Here is a 21767-nt window from a genome sequence, read left to right on the forward strand (position 1 = left end):
AAAATTCAAAAAGATTGAAATTTCCTAAAATAACGTGAGTTCGGGATAAGAAAAAAGTGAAATTTATATATTATTCCAACAAAAAAAGGCTTGATTTATGCATACAATTAGTTGACAATCAAATTGTTGTAAATATAAATCAAGCCTTATGGTAAGAGATAAAGTTATAGAAATTTTTGTTAAGGTCGATGATTTCTACAAAGAAATTCAACCCCTTCTTGAAGAAAATCGTATTGAAGACAGAAAACTGGGTAATCGCAATAGAAAAACAGGTCTTTGTGATAGCGAAATAATCAGCTTGATGGTTCTTTTTCATTCAGGTCAATTTACTAATCTTATGTCATTCTATGTTCATTATGCACTGCCGCATCTAAAGGATCTCTTTCCTGGACTGACCTCCTACAATAGATTCGTTGAACTCCAGCCTAGGTGTGCCGTCACCTTTATGTTGTTTGTTAAGATGTGCTGTCTTGGCAAAAGTGAAGGTGTCAATTTTATAGATTCTACGCATATCAAAGTATGTCATAATAGAAGGATACATCAGCACAAAGTCTTTAAGGGAACTGCAGAACGAGGTCAGTGCTCCATTGGCTGGTTTTATGGCTTCAAGCTGCACCTGATCATCAATGATAAAGGTGAAATATTGTCTTTTTATCTCACAAAGGGGAATGTAGATGACAGAAATCTAAAACATATGATGGATATGACTAAAGATATTTTTGGTAAACTCTATGGGGATAAGGGATATATTTCAAAAGCAATGGCCGATATATTATGGGGAAACGGAGTACAAATGGTGACCAAACCAAGAAAAAATATGAAAGGAATAAACCTTAGTCAAACGGATAAAATAATGCTCAGAAAGCGAGCAATTATTGAATGTGTCAATGATGAACTTAAAAACATTTGTAAGCTACAACATACAAGACATAGGTCTGTAAGTAACTTTTTATTGAATATTTTAGGAGCATTAGCCGCTTATGCTTTCTTCCCTAAAAAACCTTCATTAAATATTCAATTTGAACAGCAAGAAAATCAATTATTCCTTGCTGCTTAAACCGAACTCACGTTAAATAATATTTTATATTTCATTATTATTTCGTATATTACATTATAAATACCCTTTAATTTAATACGAATACCACTCAATGAATACCCAAGTAAAATTCAATAATGTAAATGCATTATTCTCAAAATCCCTCAAGTTAAAAATCAATCAATCTTTTCAACAAGATTTAATAAAAAAGAGTGGTAATAGAAAACTTATTTTGAAAGCTATTATATTATTGTCAAGTCTTGTTTTAATATATTCAATTTTAATTTTTTTACAGCCTCACTGGATAATAAGTGTTTTATTATGCATAGTTCTAGGAGTTAATTTTGCGGCAATTGGTTTCAATATTATGCATGATGCTGGTCATAATTCATTTTCGGAAAATAAAAAAATTAACACGATATTGTCTTATTCCTTAAATCTTCTTGGTGGAAATATCTATTTATGGAAACTTAAGCATAATATTGCTCATCATACATTTACTAATATTAATGGGGAAGACCATGATATTGAAATTAAATTTATGAGAATTCATCATGATCAACCACTAGAAAAGCACCATAAATATCAACTTTTCTATTTCATGATTTTGTATTCAATTTCATATTTAGCGTGGATCTTTTATCAAGATTATGAAAAATATTTTAGACAGCGATTGAGTAAGACATCTGATACCATAGCATTTCCTTTAAAAGAGAAAATCATTTTCTGGATTAGTAAGTTTTTACATTTTCAAATTTTCATAACTGTTCCTATTATAGTGGTTGGATTTCTACCAGCAATGATTGGTTTATTAATATCTAGTATAGTATGTGGCATTTGTTTAGCAACAGTCTTTCAATTAGCACATGTTGTAGATGAAACAGAATTTAAAACAATAGATAATTACAAGGTTGAGGAAGAATGGATGATTCATCAGTTGCAATCAACTGCAAATTTTGCTACAAAAAGCAAAACTCTTACATGGCTTTTAGGTGGACTGAATTTTCAAGTTGAGCATCATTTATTTCCTAAAATAAGTCACATTCATTATCCAAAAATCAATGAAATATTAAAAACAGAATGTTTAGCTTATAGTGTAAAATATAATGAATATCCAACATTTTTTGCGGCATTTAATTCGCATATCAATGTTATTAATAGTATGTCTAAATAAATAAATTTTTTATTTTAATTTATTATATTTGTGTATAATCAGGCTCTGCCACGCTAAACCTAAGAACGATCAGTATTCTTTTCAATTTTTAGTCTTTGCTTTTCAGTCGCTATGTTATCATCACATTTGATGTAATAAATACTTGACTTTGTACTCCTTCAAACTCTAATAATTATTATTCACGTTTGTTAACTAAATGGTTATTCAAGATTTAAAATTCTTGAAAAGGATGGCTTTATGCCTCAACAATTTTTTTTATTTAATACATTACAAATGCAACAAGGAACAGTAAAATTCTTCAACGAGACAAAAGGTTTTGGTTTTATAACACCTAATGATGGTGGTCAAGATTTATTCGTACACAATACTGGTTTAATGGACAATATCAGACAAAATGATAATGTTACTTTTAATGTCGAACAAGGAAGAAACGGGCTAAACGCGACTAACGTGCGTATAGCGTAACAATACTATTTATTTTAATTTATTAAAGCTAAAACGAATTTGTTTTAGCTTTTTTATTTTCATATAAGTAATGTCTTAAACAAATTTTACGAGCATCATGTACAAAGTTGTAGAGTTGATTATAAATAATCGGATCTTTGTACAGATATTTTATTCATAGTCACGATTCATTTAAAGATTTAATACCTTTTTTATTAATACAGAATCATTATTCCAAAGAATGTGGTTCCTCGTCAATTTTGATAAATTACGCTCATTGTGTAGGTGTCATTTTCCTCAACAACTGAAATCCTGCACGTCCGTACATTTTTATAATATTTTTGATTTAATGTACTTATTCTTACATGAATAGTATTTATGGTTGTTAGTACGGCATTATTCAATGTCCTGTAAACTATAAAAAGTATTAAAGAGCTACGACTAATCCATATTACGTTCGTTTACAGGGAATCCATGCTCATATTTATTAAATCCCGTTAAAAAATCATCTTTAAACTTTTGCTCATTTATAGAGCCATCAGAGTTTTTATAATCATCGAGCAATCCAATAAAATGGAAATCAATTTTGACTCTTGCAATCATATACTCTTTATCTACACCTTTACCATCATGAACTACATCTGTTTCTATGATCACTGGTTTAAAACATCCCATATTATTTATAATTAATTATATATAAACTTAATGTTTATTATTGATTATCTTGAATTTATATTTAAACATCTCTGGCTCGTACCCCTTTGAATATTAATATTTTGATTTTATACATTTTATTTTGAGATACAATGGTAACAAGTCGTACAGAAGTATCCGCCCTACGAACTACATATTTGACTACTGAATAATCTTCTTATAGTTCTGTGGATATAGATCCTTAAGGTTTTATGATTTATTGAAGCTATATTCTGTAGGGTATATTTTAACCACTGAAATGGGTTTACATCATGTTTTTTACAGATAGCAAAGAACGAGTAGATCATAGCAGCGCGCTGTGCAGCCTCATGGCTACCTGCAAATAAATAGTTTCGGAGTCCTAAACAGCAAGGCCTAATTGCATTTTCGCATTGATTTGTATCAATCTGTAGATTTCCATCATATAATTACGCTGAGAGCGCATCCCATCTGGTGTATGCATAAGTCATTGCTTTTCCGATCTGACTTTTAGGTAACGTATTCTTTATCTCCTGAAAGATCCATTTCCCCAATTCGTTGATAACGGGGAGCGATTTCTCAAGTCGCAGTTCCTTGGTCTGTTCTGCGGATAACTGCTGTTGCTTAGCTTGCCTTTCTATAGCATATAATTTTTGGATCATAAGAAGCGCTTTCTCTGCCCGTGGGCGATCACTATCCAACCCCCTTTCTAGTTCACGTCTCGTATGAGCCCAGCAGGCTAAATGTTTAACAACTTAGCAGGTTCACACTCGAGTTCTTCAGTAATTTCTTTACCGATGCAAACTATCTCCGACAAATCGCCTTTTGGGTGAATCTCAATTTCTTCTACAGGAAGATGTGCGGGAAGTTTCGCTCATCCTTTGTGGTTTGGACGTTTGCGAGTATATTCAATTTTTTCTTTGATATCTTCTTGCTGCTGTTCTATATCAGCAGATTCAGCTTCAAATGGCAGAGAAGTTTGACAGGGGTCACCTTCAAAGCGTTCACGCTTTTGACCGAATTGCATCCGTCGAAGCATGTCAACCTGTGCTTTTAACATGTCTCGTTCTTGAGAAAGTTCATCTATCTTTTCATCACGTTCAAGCAGTTCTTGATCACGGCTGGAAATGACCTTGAGAAGATCCTCTTTTGAAAGGTTTTCCAGTGCTGTTTCCATAGTATAAAGATACGTTTTTTTCTACGTTCTTGCAATCAAAAAGCCTGTTTTTACGGCGACGAATAGCGTTATTTCTGTATACTTTTTACAATCTGAACCCCCTCAATGAGCAATACTAGATCGCTCCACGATAGCTCACCTTATTAAGTGCAGATGTACCAAAAGTACCACTCTCTAGACGTTTGTAGTACAAAACAAAGCCGCCGTGCTCCCAGTGCAACAGCTTTATATGGGTGCGGCTACGGTTCAAGAAAACGAACACTTCACCACTGGTCGGCTGACGTTGCATCACCGAAATGATAAGACCACAAAGCCCATCAAATGATTTCCGCATGTCGCAATGCCCATCCTTATAAATAAAACTAAATTGGATAAGATCGTTGAATTTTCGAAGCAGGTTGTCTTTTGGAAGAATAATGTCATACAAACCTGAATAGCAACTGAATTGTGTATTTTTGTTGAGTGGAAAGCATTTTGGTATTCCTTATAGCCTACTTTAAGACACGAAAAAAGGAGCACCAAACTGTTGTTATCCACTCCTTTTTTTGTCTTTTTCGGTTTACACCTCTCAAGTATTTCTAAACTTATTTAAGTAGTTCTTGATATACTTATAGTAGAACATTTCCTTTCTTTACAGTGAATTATATCATATTTAATATACGTTAATACAATTTGATATAATAATTACAAATAAATAATAATTTAACATTAATTTGGTGAAAAATATTTTATCAAATTCATGACGTTACTCTTAGTATATTTATTTACAGCATTATTTATTTCATTCATTTGTTCGATAATGGAAGCAGTCTTACTTTCAACTCCAATCTCGTACTTGAAATCAAGACAACAAATGGGAGATAAATCTGCGGTTGATATGGTTAATTTGAAAAATGACATAGATAAACCATTATCAGCAATTTTGTCTTTAAACACTGTTGCACATACAGTAGGTGCAGCAGGCGTTGGCGCTCAAGCAAACTTAGTTTTTGGTGAAGCTTATTTTGGAATTGTTTCCGCTGTGTTAACTATTTTAATATTAGTGTTGACTGAAATTATTCCAAAAACTCTTGGCTCTAATTATAGTAAAGAATTAATCGGATTTGCAGCAAAGACAATTAAAATTATGATAATAATAACTTATCCTTTGGTATGGTTGTCTTCTATTTTGACTAAATTATTATCAAGAGATAAGTCCCAACTAACAACTAGTAGAGAAGAAATATCAGCGTTAGCAAGTATAGGTACTCAAGAGGGAATTTTTGCTGATAAAGAAAATAAAATTATTCAAAATCTTATTAAATTAAAAACCATCAAAATTAGGGATGTAATGACTCCTAGAATAGTTGTTGTTACTGCAGATGAAGAAATGACATTAAAGGAATTTCTACAGAATAAAGAATTTCTTCATTTTTCGCGTATACCAATTTATAAAGAAAACAGAGACAATATAACTGGTTATATATTTAGAGAACAGGTGTTTGAAAAATTAGCTGAAGATCAATTTACATTAAAGTTGAAGGATTTAAAAAGAAATATAGTTACATTTCCTGAAACTAAAACACTCTTTGAAGCTTGGGAAGAATTATTAATAAAGAAAGAACACATATCTCTTATTACCGATGAATATGGGGGAATGGATGGAATTACTACCTTAGAAGATATTATAGAATCACTTTTAGGTTTTGAAATATTAGATGAAAAGGACAAAATTGATGATATGCAAAAATATGCTATGAAAAGATGGCAGGAGAAGCAAAAAAAATATGAATTTTTAAATACAGATGAACAATTAAAAAATTTATAAATGCTTGAATAATGGATGCCCTTATGGATCAAACCGAGATTAAATCTATCAATGGGAGTCTAAAATAGACTGTGTCACATGTTCAATTACCGCCACGCGGGGCGGTAATTGAACATGTTTGTTTACTGCAAATCTAACACCATTCTTCCTGGAAACCAAATTGCTAATTTCTGTGCAGTGGTTCCCCAATTTGCTAGTGGCATCGTCCATTTCTTCATAATATTTTTATGTGCTAGATAAATCAGTTTCGTTAGTGCCATATCCGAGGTAAATGAGCCCTTTGTCTTGGTTACTTTACGAACCTAACGATGGAAACCTTCAATAATTTTGGTAATGTCGATCAATTTTCGGATAGATTTATCATATCAAAATGACCTGATCGCACTTAATATTATACATTATCATTCTCGCAAAATGCTTGACTGGTTTAATATTGATCAAAGTGGTCGCAATTCCGCGGTTACAAAGCATGTAAAGAAGAAGTGTCCCATAATTCCCAGTAGATTGCATTGCGTAATGGAGTTCGGAATGTTCGAAGGTGGAAATAAGTTTTTGATACCTTTTACGTCGTTGGTAAATTTCGCTATTTTAGATTCTATTGATCCGCAATAAGCGACAACAAATGTTTCCTTTGCAATGTCGATCCCAATAACTTTCATAAGTTATAATTAGATTATAAATCAACATCTCTGATAACTGTCGTCGCATACACAGGCTTTTTGCTTACCGAATTATTAAAGTTTGAGATGTTAAAACGCATGGGACAAAACGTGTCAAACGGTATTTTCTACTAACAGTTTATCGTTCTTGTTCCATGTGTTAATTTGAATTTAATAATTCTAATTAAAACGTACGACAGATTATTTTACAGTCTCACATCCTCTTTTTTTTGTCTAATTTAGACACCTCTGATGAAGGTTTACTCATCTCGAGGGATATCTGTATGAGTCATTATGAGTATTGTTATTCAATTGAGCCTGATAATCCTTAACTGTAGTTTGTTTATCTAAACTATCTTTATTTTCCATAATTAGTTTTGCAAGAGTTTCATTGTAGTTTTTTGTCAAGCCCTCAGTCTGCTTATGCATATTATCTCTTAGATTTTTTAATTCTCTAAAAATAAGATAGGACAATCCTCCATCAATTAGTACAGAAAGGATTAACCTTTTTCTATCCGAGAGTATTCCTTGACTATCGGTGGCTGAATGTTGGAACTTTGTACCATCTTCTAATTCAATAAGTTTACCTTTTTTAAAATCCTCTTGCTGTGAAGCAGATAATGGCAAACCATTAACTTCAATTATTTGTGGTAATCTATTAGGGTCATAGGATACAAAATCTTTGGTTTGTTTATCGTATTCGATGTTAACGGTAATAATGTTATCATCTTTGGTTTTATGTAATTTACTTATTACGTTCACCTCTCCAGAAATAAGAGCCTCATTTTCCAATGTTGTTAGTAGGGGGTGTTTTTGTGGCTTATTATAAATGGGGTGAATCTGTAGAGTAATGTTGTCTAGCTCATCACGATATAGTGAAAGTTTGGCATCGAGTTTATCAATTTCGATGCCCTCAACCTGCAACCCCTGGAGACTAACCATATCAGTCCGTCGGCCTGAGAGTAAAGACTCAATATCTTCAGGTTTTAATTTTAAGTCTCCATCTCTATATAAGCCTAATTTTTCTAAATCCTCTAAGGGAAGAGTTTCCATTTTATTTTTTGTGTTTTCCATAATTGATAGTTTGAGCGATATTATCGTTTGATTGAAATAATATTAGAATGTTCTTCTTTAATTGGTATATGAGAAGCGTCTTGATTAATGTTAATTGGTATTATCTTAGTTGGGGTTTTAGCAGACAGTAAAGAATTATATAATACATCGGATTTTGAAAGGATGAAATTATTTCCCGTGGACAGATCTTCAACTTTAAAGCGGCCCCTTTTAAGCAGACTATGAATTTTATACGAGGTATTATTGTACTCTATTACTTCTCCCATATTGAGGCTTGAGCTCATTTTTTTATTCGAAACTTTAGTGTTTTCTTGTACATCTTTTTTAGTTGTAATATCTCTTTTAATTTCGAATGCCATTATATAGTTTAATATTTTTTCGGCATCTGCTGCTGCTGCATGTATTTCATAAGGTTTATCTTTTAGTAATTGGATCCAGCTTTCCACATAAGCAATATGTTGTCCAGGATCATGTCCAATGTTAAGTTCATGTCCTATTAGCATTGAAGCAATTTCTGCCCTCAATTCTTCTCGGGCATACTCTTGAGTTCCCATTCGATTAAAAATATCTCTATTCAAGCGGTCCTTATGAGAAGTCCAATGTCCCATTTCGTGCAATACAGTTGCATAATATTTATCAGCGGAATCAAACTGATTGCGTTTGGGCATTATAATCTGGTCAGTTTTGGAATTATAATAGGCTCTATCTTCATTATTATGAGTTATATTAGCTTTAGACTCTGTAATCAAATTTTCTACTCTTTGTAGATTTTCCCAGTTTAAAATTTTAGGTTCTTTTATTAAAGGTTCTATGCCGTTTATTTGCTGGGCATTAAATACCCATGCGGTAGTTATAATTGGTGTTTTAAGCTTTTGAAATTCTTTTAAAGGTTTTCCATCTTCACGGGTTATTATTTTCCCCTGTTGGTCTCGAGAGGTGAAATAATCATGAGTTTTTACATATTGAATAAGTGTTGCTTTTTCTCCTTTTTTGACACTATATCCTTTAGATTCTGCTTGTTTAAATGTCAACCATCTAGGGTCTTCTCTTTGGGTACTTAGTAGCGATAATATATTTATTCCTTTGTACCTGTTACCTGTAATGGCATTATATGGGAGCATAAATGATGGGCCATTGCTATTCCATGGTAATTGCCATGGCGCTGTTCCTTGCTCTAATTGTTTTATTATATTATTAGCTACAATTTCATGTAAAGCCTTGGATGTGTTATTATTCATCTTCATCTCCCTCCTTAAATTGATTAGAATGATCCAAATATTCTATTCCATATATCATGGATTCTTCAGTGGTTAGTTCAATACTTCCTAGAGTTGGTAGTAAAGCTAATTTCTCTTGTAGGCTTATAAAATGATTATCCATTTTTAGTAATTTATAGGGTGTTAAAGTGTTGCGTTTGAATCGCTTTAAGAAATGTTATAGGATCTATATACCTTCCCTTTACTTTTATCGATAGATGCAAATGTTCTGCTGTTGAAAGGCCGGTGTTTCCTGAGATTCCAATATTATCTCCTGCCCAGACCTGATCATTTATTTGTATGAGTAAACTATTCAGATGTGCGTAAATTATTTCCAATTCTCCAGATTTTATGGTAATATAATTTCCCAGATACCTATGGTGTCCAGTAAAAATCACCTCACCATTCAGAATACTTTTGATCGTATCAGATTGGCATTTAAAATCCACGCCGTAATGGAATTTAGGTATCTCAAGTATAGGGTGAATTCGCTTGCCGAAAGGCGAAGTGACTTTTAGTTCAGGCAAAGGGCTACTAATGTCTAGCTGTTGTGCAGAATGAATTTTAGGAATAAGTAATAGACATATTAAATAAACAGGCAATGCATGGGTAATACTTCTGCCTATGTAACAGGAATTTGGAAATTTATAAAACATGATCTTTATGAATTAAAGAGATAATTAAAAAGAGATGGGAATTATATTAGCTTTGGATAACATGGTCTACTATCTGGTTTACCTGCTGAATTATCAGGGAATAATTCTCAAGTAGTATTTCGTCTTGTTGATTTCCAAAGTCGTAATATAGGGGCATTTCTTGGTAGTTATTTTCCTCTTGACTCAACTCCTTCATATCTAGGTTTATTCTACAGTTGATTGCTGTAGTTTGAAATTCTCCAGTAAATTTTTCAATTCTATCACGTGCAAGAATGCCTACAACTTCTCCCGCTGAAAGCGATGCTATTTTTCCTGCTGGAATGAGCGTATCTAGCTTTTCATTGACCGAAATAGAGGTTTTTGTTCTATCTATACTTAAAGTTTCACTTTGCTGTTTAACTTTTCCAAAAAGTTTTTCTAACCAATCGAGTGTATCTTTACTTCGTACAGCTCCTGATATGATGTTGCCCATTATAGCCATGATGGTATCAGCGGCCTCTTTACCATATTGCTGTCGGAGCATGGGTAGTTCCTGGATACCTAACACTACAGCAGATAAATTTGATCTGGCTTGAGCGAGTAATACATCAACTTTATGTATATATACACTAGGTGCTTCATCCACCACTAGGCCTACAGGTAGATTTCCTTTGGTATTTATAAGTTTAGTAACTCTATTAAGAACAATAGACAGGCAGGCAGAGTTAATGCTTTGTGTACTTGGGTCATTAGCAAGCACAAGAATTGAAGGAGACTTAGGGGAAGATATACGTAAGTCAAAATCGTCACCAGAAAACACCCAAAATGTTTCCTTGGTAGCCATTCTTGAGATAAATATTTTCAGAGTCCCGACCTGTCCTTCCAATTGATCAAATGCTTTAGCCTTATAGGCAGACATAAATGGTGATAATAAAGAGGCCAGTTCATTATTGCTGAATAGCACAGTAAATATGTGATCGTATGATAAATTTAAAAAGGCTAGTACGTGAGGAAATGAGGAGTATCTCCCTTGCTGATGCTTGCTGAAATAATATATACATGCCGCCAGGAAATTTATGGCCGATTGCGTAAAAAATTGATCGCTTCCAGCTGATTTATCACCCTTTTTTAAAGCTTCCACTAATGCCTCTGCTGTCTCCGATGCATCAGCTAAGGTTTTTATATATTCGGACTTAAATGGATTCACTCTTCGGCTTTTTTGGGGCTCATTTAGATTTATCACATGAAATTTGTGTTCATATCCTTTATGAACCATTTTGCTATAATGATAGTACGCAATTTTGCCCAGGTCCGGGTATTTAAGATCGTATAGGCACATGGTAAATGACTTATTTATCATCTGTCTAATTATAGGCATAATAACGCCGAAACTTTTCCCACTTCCGGGAACTCCACATACTAAAAGTCCTCGAAAAAGATTCTCAAGGCTGATGAACCCTTTGTTTACTTTTCTATTATAATAAAAAAGCATAGGTATATTGATGGCATATGGTTTAGTAGATGCTTTTGTTTGTTGCAAAAAAGACTCTTGTTGAATGTTCCACTTATCTTTGCCAAGGTTAGAGTGTATGATTTTTGATATATTATCTAAGGCAACATGCAATAATATAATACCGGCTATGCTGCATGCAGTATAGGTTAAATTCAGGTTGTTAATTTTATTTTGACTTGTGGAAGTTGGAAATTTATAATAGAGCCAAATGGAAATACATAATAGTAGTATACCAAAGACTAACGGAAAAAGAATATGTTTCTGCGGGTTGAGATCTACCTTCTTTTTTGATAAGGTTCCTATGGCTACTAGACACAGTAAGCAAAGCGTAAATAATTTACTTGCTATAGGGGTACTATACATTGGTAAGCTTAAAACTTTGTATGTTAGATTTTCAACAAAAACATACTTGCTGTATATAAACGCTTTTGTAATAGCAAATAAATAGACATCAAAACATACAGAAAGATAAACTCCCAATTGAAGCAACCTATAAAGACTTTTTTGTTCTTTAGTTTCTTCCATGATCTCTTAAGTTTTTGGTTAATAAACTGCTAATCTTGCGAAGGAAAATCTGTTAAAGAGCTTTTGCATTTGATATATCATCAAAACCTATGTTCAGATCAAGCATACGTCCGGAAATCTGCTTTTCTGTTAAGCTAATTTTGAGAACTTTGCTATTTGGGAAAATAACTTTTTTAATGACGTAAATGTTTCGTTGCTGAGATTTTATAGTGCTTAACTCCTTAAATTCCCATATAGGTGTTATTTCAACGCTTTGAAAGTTAGTTGTTTTAAGTACTTTTTTGTCTTCAACAAAAAACCTAAACTCATCGATGTCATAAGATAGTTTTGTGTCGTTTAAAAAACTGATGTCAAAAAATATATATTCACCTACTGCATAAATCTCATTAACTGAAAGGGTTATCCCAAAATCCTTTTTCTTGGTGATTGGTTTGGATTTTTTTTTGGATAGGAGTTGCATTGATATTTCTTTTTTATTGATTTCGGTTAAAAGATCACTGTTTATTTCTAGCGGCTGGCTCCTGATTGGATCGAGCTGGATTAAGGCGGGCAGGTTTGCCTGAAATGTACCCAGGTAGCAAAGTCGGTATTGAGAAACAAAGTCTTCGGCAACTATAGTTAGCGTTCCAAGCTCATGACTTAATGGCGCTAGTGCTATAGAGTCGTTTTGAAACTTAATACGCAACATATTATCTAAGGGCAAATCTCCATGAACTAGCTTAGAGGATATATCTACATATTTGATGGGCTGTGGGGATAGAAAATGTACAGAGTTATCGGCGTACAGGTATATAATAGGGAGATCCTGCATGTGCGTTTGTGGGCCTAAAGTGTTTTGTGCAAAAATATGCGTGATATATAAAACGGAGAATAGGAGAGTTAAATTGATTTTTATGGTTTTCATAAGGTATGTTTTTACGTGTAAGAGAATATAAGTTCGGCACTATTATTTTGATAATAAAGGCCATGTTTAAAGCCTACATAGGCGTGAATGCTATAAATGTTTAGAAAAATACTTTGCTGTTAATTTGTGCTATTATTTGCACTTGCGTCTACTAAGTAGACTTGGGTATTGTATTTTATTTTTGCTTTATTTTTTCTTATATGTTTATTGATCGCTGAACTTGTGGATTGAAACATACGTTGAACTGTACTCATTAATAATTGGGCATTATTTTCAGCTTGTTGATTAATCGTTAATCCCTGTGCCGAGTTGCTGGTAATCTCCTTACTAAATTCTCTAAACTGAGATTCAGGAACATATAATCCGGCCTGACCATCTTGGTCGTAGATATCCAATTTAACAGGTAATATTTGATCATTATGCATGATAGAGTACACTGTTAATTGTACCCTTTGGGCAGAGAACCCCGATACTTTGGCATAGAGAAACGTTCCCTTTTCGATTTTATATTTTCCCACTTTTAAATCTTCAAGTAGTCGTAATCGAAGCCGCGAATCCACAAAGGAGGTTCTATTTTCATCTATTATTGCCTTTAATAAGCTTTCTTGTGTATCGCTTTTAATGGTATTAAAAACTCCCTTGCTATTCGTGAATTTTTCTACATTTAAATTTAAAGTAAGCTCGGTTTGTGCTGTTAGGTGTGGCCGTCTTTGTTCACTTTGCTCATTAGAAATGTATTCGGGATCATTTGCTTTAGCGAAACTGTCGGCTAATGCCATCTGTTTTCTGAATAAATCCAAAGGATCGTGCTGCTTTACGGGGGTGCTTTCTTTTTTTTCGTTATGTTGATATGGCAAATTTTTAAGTATATTTTCTAGTTCTTTATCTGTTCTATTTGCAGGGTAAGGTTTATTCATGTCATAAGAAAGTTGAGCAGAGGATAATGATTTTTCAATGGAGTCTAATTTTCTCTTTTCCTTTTCGTTGTAGAGCTCATCGAATTTAAATTCTGCTTGCTGCTCCTGGTGTATTTGACTTATGGCGGTATATCCGTCTGCATATTTATACTGATTTTTATATGCAGCAAGTTTATCAGCTAGCTCTCTTTTTTTTATTTCATCGGAAACATCGGCTATATGCTCTTGCAATGTATTTTCGCTAGGCTGATCATTAGTTTTTTTTTGCGCAAATACATCACTAAACACGTAATAGAATATACATAAAAAGGGAAGTGCAATAACAGGGATGATATACCTTGGTTTTTTGAAGTTAATTTTCATAATGTGCTATTTATGTGTGAGTGTGTCTGGCATTTTTGAATTAATTATGCTGTTTTCAATTTTCTGCATTCTTTCAAAAACATACAATACCATGGCACTATCTTGTTGGGTTAATGAATCTTTACGAACTAATTGTTCAACTATACTTTGGAGCTCAAATAATTCTTTAGTAGCTGATGCGGTGTAGGCGATGCTACCCATTCCAGAGTAAAAGCCAGACAGCAAACTTTTAGTAGGGGCTTGCGTTTTATCTTTTTTGGTTTTAGGTAAATAAAAAAAGCATCCTAAAGAGATTAGAATGCTAGATACCATGGCGGCATATACTATTTTAGGGTAGGAATTTATAATATAAAAGAAGCTGCGCTGTATTCTACGGATATGATCCTCCCAACGATTATATAACTCCTGCCATATAGGTGGTTTATCTTTGTTATTAGATGTTATTCTTCTGAACATGGCTGATATCTTTATTTTCTATTGTTTTCCATTTGGTAATTAATACACCATGCCCGTTATTCTCGGTTCTAAGTTTAAGATCATGGAGGTATCCTTCTGTGATAAGTGTTCTCACTACAGTGGAGCTTCGTCTATCAATAGTTTGTTTACCGTAATAGCGAAAATATTTTTTTTCAGGATCTACATGAATAGAATCAGTTTGTATAGTTAATACAGCGCTTGAAGAGAGTATGGAGTTGAAAAATCCCTTTTCTCGTAAGTTGTTGTATTGTAATGCCCCTGTTTCATCAATTAAGTACATGGCTTTTTTCATTTGGTACTCCATAAATTTCTCATCTGGCGCAAGTGTGAAAAAGAGCATATGAAATAAATTCACATGTGTTCTATATTCCAGCGGCCTGTTCACATTCACATCCAACTGGTTTGCTTGATAGGGGGTAGAATTTTGATCTAAGATATATACGGATTTTCGGGAGATATGAATCTGTTTATATGCAAAGAAGCTTACTCCAAGTGAAATTATAATACTAGTTATAAGGCTTGAAATCGAAATCCAGGAGGCTAGTCTGATCTTGCTCTCGATGTTTCTAATAATCATAATGAGAAGGTTTGTAGTTTATAGTTTAGTTGCAATTTTTGTTGCTGTACGCCATGCTGCTGATGAATTCCGAGCTACGGTGCTCACTGCAGAGGTAATTCCACTTGTAGATATAATCCATGTGCTGATACTAGGAACGGTTAACATGGTAAGGCCTCCTATTATAAAGGAGATTATAACAATACCGAAACTTAGTATACCATTGGAGGCAAACCAACCCATTTTTTCTAGAGTATCACCGGAGGTGGCTAATAACTGTTCATAGCGTGTAATCTCCGCTTCCATAGCATATTGTTGAAATAAACTGGAAATATGCATCACCAGGTAAGCAATTCCTGAATAAAGATTTACACTAACAAAACGCGCAATCCAGTTTGAAAACGAATCTCTAAAAGCAGGAAGTATACTCGTAGAGACAGAAAAAGGCCCTAATATGATTAGTATGGTGGAATATATAATTTGAATCATAAAAATTATATACACGCAAATTCTTAAGACCCATAGAGCAAGGGTTTCCAGTGTAAAAGTTAAAAGTAGTTGCAAGTTGACCTGCATTCTGTTTTTTAACTGTGTTACTGTATTCCATACGTTAGTAAAACCTTCTTTTACAGTAGAGGTTACTGATTCCCAGGCTTTACCATACCAAGAATCTGCTTCTTTTTGTGCCACTTCGGTTTGGGCTTGAATGGTGGTAAGTTGATCGGCAATTTTGATCATTAAATTTGCACGTTTTATACGTAATGCATTTACTTGTAACTGCCCTGTATCGAATAAAGCTTCTGTTTTCGCTGCAATTATATCTGTGGGGTATGCTATAACTCGTGTAAAGGGGCTCCACCATATTATTACCATAGCTAGGCCAAAGGGACGCAAAAGTGGCATTATTTCTAATTTTTTATCACCTGATATCATATCGTATGACCTTATGGCAAATGATATTAGCATAAAAATGGCTGCTAAGGCTTGCGCATCTGCTATAAATACATCAAAATGTGTCCACATCGTGTCTTTCATTCCCCGTAAAAAATGCATTACACCTTCTTCATAAACACCATTGCCTTGCAAGAAATTGAATGTATCCTGAAATGATTCCGGTACGTTGGTATTTATAGATGGAATGTTTATTTTGAAAAGTGAGCATAAGAAATTTAGAATTTTCATAGCATGTAGTTTATTTAGCGTATAAACGCGTAAGAATTTTGTTCGCTATTTGAATGTCTGTCTGCCCTAGCGGAATAGCAGGTAAATGGAGGCTTAAGGAATTCGGGGAAACATCTATTTTCTTTGCTAGCAATAAATACTTCCCTTGATACTGCACTTTTGCATTCCAATTACTACGGAGTAGTTGGTAGTCTTGAAGTATACGGTGATAACTTAGTATTCTACTTCCTCTATCCAAATAACTTTGATGAGCTAATGTGAGTCTCTGTCTTAAGCTTTCAAATTCTTGTATGTACCAGTCTAGCACTCCTTTAGCAATCAAGTTTTTCTTTAATTCTTCAGGGATACCTTTCAGATGATCAATATGATCTTCCATAAGTGGACTAAGTTCATTTTTATAGTATAGATTCCATAGCGGATCGGCAGAAATTACTTGTGGGGCATAGTTATATATTTCCGTGAGTGATGTGCTCCGGAGGGTATCGCTGTGTAATTTATAGTTTTCGGTAGATTCTTTCATTGCAAGTAGCATACCCATGCGGAGTGTCTGAGGGCCTCCAGCAGATAATGGGCGATGATCTACTTTAGGATAGTTTGGGTGAAGGCCCCATGTAAGCCAATACTGCGGATTTAATCCTAGAAACCCTTTTTGGGGGGTAAATTTATTTTTATCCCATTGCTTAAAAACCATTCGCTCTTGTTGGTTAACAATATGTTTATCATTTATTTTTCGTACAGTCTGCCCATTAAGCAAGTTGCAACTTAGGATGATATAGTATAGTAATAGGTATGAAAATTTTGATTTTAGCATTTTTTAAAATTTAGTGGATGATTTATTTTAACAGGTTGTAGTACCTTAAAATTTCGTCAGCTTTCTGCTTATCTGTATTAATAAAGCTGGCATATGGATTAATTGACCTTACAATACCATTTATTTTTGCCCAGTAAATGGCACGGTGCATGGAAAATATAAGGGCTCTGATTACTTTTAATTCTAAGCTTATTTTAGTGAGTAGGTAATCCCGCTTTTGGTAATCCATAAAAATTTCTGTCCCTTCTTTTAATACAAATTCAGATACCTCAAGAGCTAGTTTAAGGCTTCTATCTTTAAAAGATTTTGAGGCTTGCTCGGCCAAAAGTAATAGCCAGGGGGCAGAGGCGGCCTGCTGCAACACTACACTACTTTCTTTATATATCTCTTCTACAAGCTTACCAATACTAACAACTTGGATAGAGGATTTCAAACCTTGATCTATATGCGTTAATGATTGATGGATGATGTTTTTTACTAATACTACTGCGCTTAAATTTATATTGATATTATCTACCTGTTGATTTATTTTACTAAGTAGTGATTTGTGGTAGCTTTCCGCAGATAAGCGTATAGCTGCATTTTCATTAATTATCCGCAAGTGATTGGCATCATGAATTATGGTTACCCCCCCTTGAGCTAGGACAAAGTTTATCGGAAAGAAGAAGAAAGCTATTATATATATTAATTTCATGGGGTCAAGATTTTTATTTTCGATAGGATACGGTCTACGATTCGTTTATCTTCATTTATGAAATCAGAAAATGAGCTCTGGGATTTAACTTTTTTAAGTTCACTGGCGTAATACATGGAGTTTGCAAGGCTTCTAGAAATACTTAGTATATTTTTCAGCTCGGTGATTACGTGTGCATAAAATATACGCCGGTCACTTTGCTTCATCTGATTAATCTCTCCGATAGTGAGCATAAGTCCTAAAATATACTTGGCTAACTGTTGCGCTCGATGGATTAATTCTCCTTGAGCATTTACGGCAAGTATTAACATGCTTGGGTCATCTTGTACATAGTGCAGGATTCGCAATTGTTCCTTAGTAATCTGCTCTACTAATCTGGATGATTCCATCGATGTATTAAGGATAAGTAATGCTGTACCTAGTACTTGAAATCGCCTGTTGATCTCCCTATATCGACTTTTTAGCGTTGCGGTTTGCTGACTGTTTATTTCTTGGTTTGTTGTAGTTACGATTTGGGTGCTTCGAAGAGTTTGCTGCTTATCATATTCTTGTTTACTGTGCGCTACAAGCTGATGTATCAATTCAATATTAAGCTGTGCTTTTGATAATTGTAGTAGGCAGATATTAAAGGTAAAGATGAGCAGTAGGTTTTTCATTTTTTAACTAGTTTGGAATTCCTTATAATATCATCCGCTATATTTTTATCAATATTTATAAAGGTGCTATAAGGATTCAATGATTGTAATATTCCACGCTGCTGCGCCCAGAACATGCTTCTTTGCATGCCAAAGGCTATACCTCGAAGTATGTTAAGCTCAATTCTTATAAAGTTTAATAGTTTAGCCCTTTCACCAGAATCCATCAGATTTTCTTTTCCGCCTTTAAGTGCAAACGTGCCCACTTCTAAAGCTAAATTTGAAGCTCTAGCTTTAAATTCTCGGGCACCTTCTTCTGCAAAAAGTAGGAGTATGGGGTTAGTTTTTGCAATTAGCAATGCTTTGTCCACATTTTCTAGTATATCGGTGGAAATTTCTGTGATATCTTTAACGGCTAATAGTGAGCGCATCACAGCTGATACTTCAGAAAGACCTTTATATATTTGATTTTGCAGATCATTGGCTATAGTTAATTGACCAGTGATCGCAAGCTGTCCACGTTGAATTAATGTTAGGTTTTCATTGACATTATTAAGTTGGTTATTTATTACACCAGCATGTGTAGCTGTTGCTGCTGCGACAGTAGGGTCAACATAAATTTGGGCATTGGCTATATGTATGCACAATACCATTATGATAATGGAGAGCGTTTTCATGAATTAGATTTTTAAGGTTTACAAATTAATCGTTTCAACTGGTGCGCCGGTGAGGTTTACCTGGTTTACAAATTTTTTAAGACTCATTGCGGATTTGTTAAAGTCTTCCACAAAGGCTGTAAGGGCATTGGGGTAGGTTTTAAAATGTTGAACGTATATTTCCACAGCACTTTTCTCGGGCTTTTCTGTTGTAAATGCCAGATGGTGATATAAGCTAACCTCTACGCCATAAACCTCACCCGAATTTCCTCTTCGAATATAGAATTCATTGAATCGTGGGCGATTGTGTTTATTATCAAGCTTATTTATGGTGCTAATTTTTAGCTGCTCGACGGGGCTGATATTTAGAAGTTCTGCTACTTTTTTTAAATCAGATTCTTTTTGCTGCAGAAGTATAACAGTATCCGAGTTGTTAATAATGCTATCTTTAATAATGGGATTTCCAATGATGTCGTTTATCTCTTGAGTCACTTCAATTATCTCTCCATAGAACTTACGTACCGTCTTATTTAAATACAAAAGAAAATTTGCCATCATTGGAGAAGAGATAGCGCGCCAAGCTTCTTCTAAAATGAGCGTTTTTCTTCTGTTTTTTCTATGCCTCATCTTTTGGATAAACATATCCATAATAATAAGGGTGACAATTGGCAGTAATATAGTGTTAGACTGAATGTTGTCTATTTCATAGACTACAAATTGCTCGTCAAAAAGAGATTTGTCTGCAGGTTCATTCAAGATTTGCTCATATTCTCCGTCTTTATAAAATTTTTTAAGTACAAAACAGAATTCGTCTATATCGAAGGGAATGTTTTCCTGTTTCATGATAGTGGGAATCTGCTTTTTTGCGAAAAGATAAAAGCTGTTAAAATTCAGCTCGTCGGTATGCTTCTCAGCTTTATAAGAGAAATAGTCTATATAGTAATCAGAAATTACTTTTGATATTACGTCACGTTCTAGGGTTGACGTTTCACCGTTAGATCCTTTCCATAAAAGGCATACTAATGTGATAAGGAAGTCTTTTTTCTCAATATTAAACTCTTCTTTGGTGATGGCAAAAGGATTCATGGTGATGGGGTTTTCCTCACTATAGGTTATGTACTTTCCATTATAGGTACTGCATAAACCCGAGTAGGAGTGCCCCACATCCACAATTACTACATCCATATTATATTGTAGATACTGCTGAACGATAGCGTTAATAGCATAACTTTTTCCCGTTCCTGAGGACCCCAGTACGAATCGGTTTCTATTTTTTATTCTTCCAGTTTGCATAGGAAGATCTGATGGATCAATAGCTACAGGTATTCCCTGCCTGTCGGTGAAGTAAAGCAAAAAGTCAGATGGCTCATCGTTGAGCAATCGTTCTTTGAAAAACAAACATAGCGCAGCATCACAGGTTGTCAGAAACCAATCAAACTTCTTTAATTCCACTGCATTTGCAGGAAGGGTTGTCCGAAATAACTCCAGTTGATTAAAGGCATTTCGCGAAGTGATGATTCCCTGTTGAAATAGTGCTGCCTCTATAAAGTTAGTTGCCTTATCCAGACTACCCGCTTGCGTTGAAACTAAGATGTTAAAATGCGCATGTACCAAGATTTGGTTTTCACGTGCAACATCAACTAATAATCTGTCAATATCATCTACACATAATGTATTTGCGGGGTCAGGTATTCCAGCATGCCTATTTCTTTTTACTTCTAGTTTATTTATCAGCTGCCGTTGTCCTGGTATTTCGATAAATTGATTGTATATGATAATTTGATAGTCAGGGACATTGTACAGAAAGAAGAAATTGTCAATAGGGAAATTTTGTGCGCTTGAATCATTCTTTAGAGTATAAGGGCTTATCTTTTCAGGAAGATCAATACTTTGGGTGTTGATAAGTGTAATAGCTCTAACGTTCTTGTTTCCGATAGATAATTCTGAGTTATCAGGTTTAATATTATCCAAAGTAATATTTTCATCTTTGAAATTTAAAGACATAACCCGCTTTACAAACATATTTATTTGCGAGCGGGAAAGTATTTTTGGTTCTAGGTTTGCCTGAAAAAACAATTCATATAATTTTTGGATATTTACAATAAATGCGGAGAGCTGTCGGGCATCAAAAGTGTAAAATGAACCTTTTTTAACCGAACGGGTAATGGTAAAATAGGTTTGAATTTCTGTATAGTCTCTGCCGGAGAAATGCTCTTGATATTTTCTTTGAAGGAATTCTTGATCTTGATTTGCTTTGTACTGTTTGCGAATAAATACATCCTGCTTTTGTAGTAGATGCCCTTCACCTAATATTTTAACAGCATTAAGAAGTATCTGGTGATGCTTAATATAAAGATCCGCGTCTGCGGCGTACTGCATAATGGGATTATTAATTTTCATTATCACGGAATAATCTCCATTTACGTGATAAAGTATATCAACACCTTGGTAATTGTCTATACCAGCGTAGGGAATATCAAATAGATTTTTGGTTACTTTTCTCATAGCTAATTAATAGTTTGGTTTGAGGGACAAAAATTCCGGGGAGTTTTTTTCTATAGTATTGTCCCTTATTTTGCCAGTGAAGGATAAAAGCAATA

The 21767-nt window shown here is 34.1% G+C and carries 22 protein-coding genes and 2 pseudogenes; 4 read left to right on the top strand and 20 right to left on the bottom strand.

Annotated features, from left to right (window positions below; translation table 11 throughout):
- Positions 1-148 precede the first annotated feature (148 nt).
- The 3 genes from GOQ17_RS03130 (at position 149) to GOQ17_RS03140 (ending at position 2675) form a co-directional block, all read left to right on the top strand.
- A complete protein-coding gene (locus tag GOQ17_RS03130) occupies positions 149-1057 on the top strand; it encodes an IS982 family transposase (protein WP_159634653.1) in 909 nt (302 codons plus the stop codon).
- A gap of 91 nt (positions 1058-1148) precedes the next feature.
- Entirely contained in the window at positions 1149-2210 is a 1062-nt protein-coding gene (locus GOQ17_RS03135) for a fatty acid desaturase family protein (RefSeq protein WP_159634655.1), read from the top strand.
- Between the two features lie 273 nt (positions 2211-2483).
- Entirely contained in the window at positions 2484-2675 is a 192-nt protein-coding gene (locus GOQ17_RS03140) for a cold-shock protein (RefSeq protein ID WP_159635053.1), read from the top strand.
- A gap of 420 nt (positions 2676-3095) precedes the next feature.
- On the opposite strand, the gene GOQ17_RS03145 is transcribed toward GOQ17_RS03140, so the two are convergent.
- From GOQ17_RS03145 to tnpB, 3 genes and pseudogenes are all read right to left on the bottom strand, one after another.
- Positions 3096-3311: a hypothetical protein gene (locus GOQ17_RS03145; protein ID WP_236537029.1), complete on the bottom strand. Its 216-nt coding sequence runs from the start codon at positions 3309-3311 to the stop codon at positions 3096-3098.
- Positions 3312-3509: 198 nt separating this feature from the next.
- A pseudogene (locus GOQ17_RS03150) lies at positions 3510-4503 on the bottom strand (IS66 family transposase).
- Between the two features lie 115 nt (positions 4504-4618).
- Positions 4619-4930, bottom strand: coding sequence for an IS66 family insertion sequence element accessory protein TnpB (tnpB, locus tag GOQ17_RS16310; RefSeq protein WP_159634659.1), 312 nt, complete (start codon positions 4928-4930; stop codon positions 4619-4621).
- Positions 4931-5242: 312 nt separating this feature from the next.
- On the opposite strand from tnpB, the gene GOQ17_RS03160 reads away from it, so the two are divergent.
- A complete protein-coding gene (locus GOQ17_RS03160) occupies positions 5243-6310 on the top strand; it encodes a CNNM domain-containing protein (RefSeq protein WP_159634663.1) in 1068 nt (355 codons plus the stop codon).
- A gap of 122 nt (positions 6311-6432) precedes the next feature.
- On the opposite strand, the pseudogene GOQ17_RS16640 reads toward GOQ17_RS03160, so the two are convergent.
- From GOQ17_RS16640 to GOQ17_RS03240, 17 genes and pseudogenes are all read right to left on the bottom strand, one after another.
- A pseudogene (locus GOQ17_RS16640) lies at positions 6433-6675 on the bottom strand (IS256 family transposase); the annotation flags it as partial.
- 72 nt (positions 6676-6747) lie between these two features.
- Positions 6748-6969 carry a hypothetical protein gene (locus GOQ17_RS16320; protein WP_236537031.1) on the bottom strand — a complete coding sequence of 74 codons (222 nt, stop codon included), beginning with the start codon at positions 6967-6969 and terminating at the stop codon, positions 6748-6750.
- Between the two features lie 264 nt (positions 6970-7233).
- The gene (locus GOQ17_RS03170; RefSeq protein WP_159634666.1) at positions 7234-8043 is read right to left on the bottom strand and encodes a DUF4099 domain-containing protein; all 810 of its coding nucleotides are present in this window, start codon (positions 8041-8043) and stop codon (positions 7234-7236) included.
- Positions 8044-8063: 20 nt separating this feature from the next.
- Entirely contained in the window at positions 8064-9281 is a 1218-nt protein-coding gene (locus tag GOQ17_RS03175) for an ArdC family protein (RefSeq protein ID WP_236537032.1), read from the bottom strand.
- Positions 9274-9423 (bottom strand): hypothetical protein, encoded by a 150-nt coding sequence (locus tag GOQ17_RS03180; protein WP_159634672.1) that lies wholly within the window; start codon positions 9421-9423, stop codon positions 9274-9276. The genes GOQ17_RS03175 and GOQ17_RS03180 overlap by 8 nt, the downstream gene beginning before the upstream one ends.
- A 10-nt stretch (positions 9424-9433) precedes the next feature.
- Entirely contained in the window at positions 9434-9826 is a 393-nt protein-coding gene (locus tag GOQ17_RS03185; protein WP_159634675.1) for a M23 family metallopeptidase, read from the bottom strand.
- A gap of 175 nt (positions 9827-10001) precedes the next feature.
- Positions 10002-11972 (bottom strand): type IV secretory system conjugative DNA transfer family protein, encoded by a 1971-nt coding sequence (locus tag GOQ17_RS03190; protein WP_159634678.1) that lies wholly within the window; start codon positions 11970-11972, stop codon positions 10002-10004.
- Positions 11973-12024: 52 nt separating this feature from the next.
- On the bottom strand, positions 12025-12876 hold the full coding sequence (gene traN, locus GOQ17_RS03195) for a conjugative transposon protein TraN (RefSeq protein WP_159634681.1): 852 nt from the start codon (positions 12874-12876) through the stop codon (positions 12025-12027).
- 119 nt (positions 12877-12995) lie between these two features.
- Positions 12996-14156, bottom strand: coding sequence for a conjugative transposon protein TraM (gene traM, locus GOQ17_RS03200; RefSeq protein WP_159634684.1), 1161 nt, complete (start codon positions 14154-14156; stop codon positions 12996-12998).
- Between the two features lie 6 nt (positions 14157-14162).
- Positions 14163-14612 (bottom strand): hypothetical protein, encoded by a 450-nt coding sequence (locus GOQ17_RS03205; RefSeq protein ID WP_159634686.1) that lies wholly within the window; start codon positions 14610-14612, stop codon positions 14163-14165.
- Positions 14590-15210: a conjugative transposon protein TraK gene (gene traK / locus GOQ17_RS03210; RefSeq protein ID WP_201288492.1), complete on the bottom strand. Its 621-nt coding sequence runs from the start codon at positions 15208-15210 to the stop codon at positions 14590-14592. Before traK ends, GOQ17_RS03205 begins: the two co-directional genes overlap by 23 nt.
- Positions 15211-15228: 18 nt before the next feature.
- Positions 15229-16371, bottom strand: coding sequence for a TraJ family protein (locus tag GOQ17_RS03215; RefSeq protein ID WP_236537033.1), 1143 nt, complete (start codon positions 16369-16371; stop codon positions 15229-15231).
- Positions 16372-16381: 10 nt separating this feature from the next.
- Entirely contained in the window at positions 16382-17182 is an 801-nt protein-coding gene (locus GOQ17_RS03220) for a hypothetical protein (RefSeq protein WP_159634689.1), read from the bottom strand.
- A 22-nt stretch (positions 17183-17204) separates the two neighbouring features.
- Positions 17205-17876 carry a hypothetical protein gene (locus GOQ17_RS03225; protein ID WP_159634692.1) on the bottom strand — a complete coding sequence of 224 codons (672 nt, stop codon included), beginning with the start codon at positions 17874-17876 and terminating at the stop codon, positions 17205-17207.
- Complete coding sequence (locus GOQ17_RS03230) at positions 17873-18532, bottom strand: hypothetical protein (RefSeq protein WP_159634695.1); 660 nt, start codon at positions 18530-18532, stop codon at positions 17873-17875. The genes GOQ17_RS03225 and GOQ17_RS03230 overlap by 4 nt, the downstream gene beginning before the upstream one ends.
- On the bottom strand, positions 18529-19188 hold the full coding sequence (locus GOQ17_RS03235; RefSeq protein ID WP_159634698.1) for a hypothetical protein: 660 nt from the start codon (positions 19186-19188) through the stop codon (positions 18529-18531). The genes GOQ17_RS03230 and GOQ17_RS03235 overlap by 4 nt, the downstream gene beginning before the upstream one ends.
- Positions 19189-19206: 18 nt before the next feature.
- On the bottom strand, positions 19207-21672 hold the full coding sequence (locus GOQ17_RS03240) for a TraG family conjugative transposon ATPase (protein ID WP_159634701.1): 2466 nt from the start codon (positions 21670-21672) through the stop codon (positions 19207-19209).
- Positions 21673-21767: the final 95 nt, after the last annotated feature.

Origin of the sequence: Sphingobacterium composti (assembly GCF_009829075.1) — a bacterium.
Lineage (GTDB): Bacteria > Bacteroidota > Bacteroidia > Sphingobacteriales > Sphingobacteriaceae > Sphingobacterium > Sphingobacterium composti.

Excerpts from the sequence above, each read along its gene's own strand:
- GOQ17_RS03130 (WP_159634653.1), top strand. The coding sequence starts at position 149 with ATGGTAAGAGATAAAGTTATAGAAATTTTTGTTAAGGTCGATGATTTC.
- GOQ17_RS03135 (WP_159634655.1), top strand. The coding sequence starts at position 1,149 with ATGAATACCCAAGTAAAATTCAATAATGTAAATGCATTATTCTCAAAA.
- GOQ17_RS03140 (WP_159635053.1), top strand. The coding sequence starts at position 2,484 with ATGCAACAAGGAACAGTAAAATTCTTCAACGAGACAAAAGGTTTTGGT.
- GOQ17_RS03160 (WP_159634663.1), top strand. The coding sequence starts at position 5,243 with ATGACGTTACTCTTAGTATATTTATTTACAGCATTATTTATTTCATTC.
- GOQ17_RS16320 (WP_236537031.1), bottom strand. The coding sequence starts at position 6,969 with ATGAAAGTTATTGGGATCGACATTGCAAAGGAAACATTTGTTGTCGCT.
- GOQ17_RS03170 (WP_159634666.1), bottom strand. The coding sequence starts at position 8,043 with ATGGAAAACACAAAAAATAAAATGGAAACTCTTCCCTTAGAGGATTTA.
- GOQ17_RS03175 (WP_236537032.1), bottom strand. The coding sequence starts at position 9,281 with ATGAATAATAACACATCCAAGGCTTTACATGAAATTGTAGCTAATAAT.
- GOQ17_RS03180 (WP_159634672.1), bottom strand. The coding sequence starts at position 9,423 with ATGGATAATCATTTTATAAGCCTACAAGAGAAATTAGCTTTACTACCA.
- GOQ17_RS03190 (WP_159634678.1), bottom strand. The coding sequence starts at position 11,972 with ATGGAAGAAACTAAAGAACAAAAAAGTCTTTATAGGTTGCTTCAATTG.
- traN (WP_159634681.1), bottom strand. The coding sequence starts at position 12,876 with ATGAAAACCATAAAAATCAATTTAACTCTCCTATTCTCCGTTTTATAT.
- traM (WP_159634684.1), bottom strand. The coding sequence starts at position 14,156 with ATGAAAATTAACTTCAAAAAACCAAGGTATATCATCCCTGTTATTGCA.
- GOQ17_RS03205 (WP_159634686.1), bottom strand. The coding sequence starts at position 14,612 with ATGTTCAGAAGAATAACATCTAATAACAAAGATAAACCACCTATATGG.
- traK (WP_201288492.1), bottom strand. The coding sequence starts at position 15,210 with ATGATTATTAGAAACATCGAGAGCAAGATCAGACTAGCCTCCTGGATT.
- GOQ17_RS03215 (WP_236537033.1), bottom strand. The coding sequence starts at position 16,371 with ATGAAAATTCTAAATTTCTTATGCTCACTTTTCAAAATAAACATTCCA.
- GOQ17_RS03220 (WP_159634689.1), bottom strand. The coding sequence starts at position 17,182 with ATGCTAAAATCAAAATTTTCATACCTATTACTATACTATATCATCCTA.
- GOQ17_RS03225 (WP_159634692.1), bottom strand. The coding sequence starts at position 17,876 with ATGAAATTAATATATATAATAGCTTTCTTCTTCTTTCCGATAAACTTT.
- GOQ17_RS03230 (WP_159634695.1), bottom strand. The coding sequence starts at position 18,532 with ATGAAAAACCTACTGCTCATCTTTACCTTTAATATCTGCCTACTACAA.
- GOQ17_RS03235 (WP_159634698.1), bottom strand. The coding sequence starts at position 19,188 with ATGAAAACGCTCTCCATTATCATAATGGTATTGTGCATACATATAGCC.
- GOQ17_RS03240 (WP_159634701.1), bottom strand. The coding sequence starts at position 21,672 with ATGAGAAAAGTAACCAAAAATCTATTTGATATTCCCTACGCTGGTATA.